This window comes from Methanoregula sp. (genome assembly GCF_002835825.1).
Lineage (GTDB): Archaea > Halobacteriota > Methanomicrobia > Methanomicrobiales > Methanospirillaceae > Methanoregula.
In genome coordinates this window covers 1-1,331 of sequence record NZ_PIZH01000567.1, presented here as the reverse complement: position 1 = coordinate 1,331, position 1,331 = coordinate 1, and the positions used below count along the sequence as shown (strand labels likewise).

Here is a 1,331-nt window from a genome sequence, read left to right as displayed (position 1 = left end):
CACCAGGATCTACAATTTCCTTTTGGTCGGGAGCGTGATATGTGTATAAGGGACAGCGGGAGCCCATCGGACGGATCGGCTGGGGAACGTACCTCCTGGCACTCCTCATCATCCTGCTCATCCAGATTATCTTCGGGCTCCTGATTGGTATCATCGCATCGGTACCGGTACTCGGGATTGTCGTCCAGCTCCTTCTTGCCGCGCCTCTTGTGATCTTCGAGGCACGCTATCTCGCGCTCGTGTACGAGAGCGCCTGATCCTTCCTTTTGTTGCGGCCGGGGTGTCGTGCAGGACCCGGAACGTTCCCTGCCCACTGGCGACAGGCGATCGCGGATCCCTGTCAGCCTTTTGGTTTTCTCGATCTATCGGAATTATCTGGGATGAGAAAGAGAGATTGTGACAGGAACGTGAGCATGTCATGGAACCCGAACGCATCTGCCCCTTCATGAGCCGCCCTGCCGGCCGGGACAACCCTGCTGGCTTCATTCCCTGCCAGCGCGAGCAGTGTATGGCATGGGTGCCCGAGTACCGTATGACCTCGTCCGGGGTTGTGCAGGCGCACTGCAAGCTGATCCGGCTTGAAGGCGGGATGTAAAAAGAACCGCGCGCAGGGTGAGTATCACGGGGCCGGTTCGTCGTCCCATGGCCGGAGGAGCCGCTTCGTTTCCGGGGGGATGTCAGGCGCCCGTTTTGCCGTGCCCCACTCCGGGTCGTCAAGACGGGGGTCCGGTACAGAATTTTGGATCCGCTCCGTGGCATGCGGGAGTTCGGAAGGGTGGAGGGGCGGCATAAGGACCGGCCGGGCGATGGACTCCTGTTCATCAGCCGACATCCGCTCACCCGGGACGGCAAACGTGTCCCGCTCCGGGAGGAGTGGCAGGGCACGGGCCTGTTCGTCCGGCATCTCGTACCTCCGCAGGGGAGGGTCTTCTTCTCGGGCCTCTTCTCTTCTCATGATGTGGTTGATCATCCGGTAGGGCATGGGGTGGCTTAACGGTTTACTGCCCGGCAGTCCTGCCATGGCTGGCCGGCAGAGCCGGGCACTTTCACCCCGCCCCTGCCTCAGACTCATCAGGGTGCCCGCATCATTCTCCGGCGGTGTCTGTATGCGACGGATGGAATTCGATCCGGTCATCCTGCGGTGGAAGAAGACCACGCGGGCGCTGAAAGCCGATGAGCAGGAGTACGGGCGGCAGCTCACGGATGTGCTCGAACGGGTGACCGATGCCCAGCTGGTGCACTTCCGTGATCCGGTGGAAGCCGCGGCGTTCTTCTGCATGGTGGCGCTTCTCCGGAAGATGGATGAGATGGGGGCCGGTACAGGAATAGCC

4 protein-coding genes are annotated in these 1,331 nt (G+C 61.5%); 3 read left to right on the top strand and 1 reads right to left on the bottom strand.

All coding sequences use genetic code 11. The features are described 5' to 3' along the window. Positions 1–41: 41 nt before the first annotated feature. Both CW742_RS13360 and CW742_RS13355 read left to right on the top strand, forming a co-directional pair. Positions 42–257 carry a hypothetical protein gene (locus CW742_RS13360; RefSeq protein WP_292421197.1) on the top strand — a complete coding sequence of 72 codons (216 nt, stop codon included), beginning with the start codon at positions 42–44 and terminating at the stop codon, positions 255–257. A 161-nt stretch (positions 258–418) separates the two neighbouring features. Next, complete coding sequence (locus tag CW742_RS13355; RefSeq protein WP_292421195.1) at positions 419–595, top strand: hypothetical protein; 177 nt, start codon at positions 419–421, stop codon at positions 593–595. A gap of 24 nt (positions 596–619) precedes the next feature. Here CW742_RS13355 and CW742_RS13350 read toward each other — a convergent pair whose 3' ends face one another. After that, entirely contained in the window at positions 620–1,072 is a 453-nt protein-coding gene (locus CW742_RS13350; RefSeq protein WP_292421193.1) for a hypothetical protein, read from the bottom strand. A 34-nt stretch (positions 1,073–1,106) separates the two neighbouring features. Between CW742_RS13350 and CW742_RS13345 the strand changes: the two genes are divergently transcribed. Beyond that, positions 1,107–1,331 (top strand): hypothetical protein (locus tag CW742_RS13345; protein WP_292421191.1); only part of this gene is annotated, 225 nt, incomplete at its 3' end.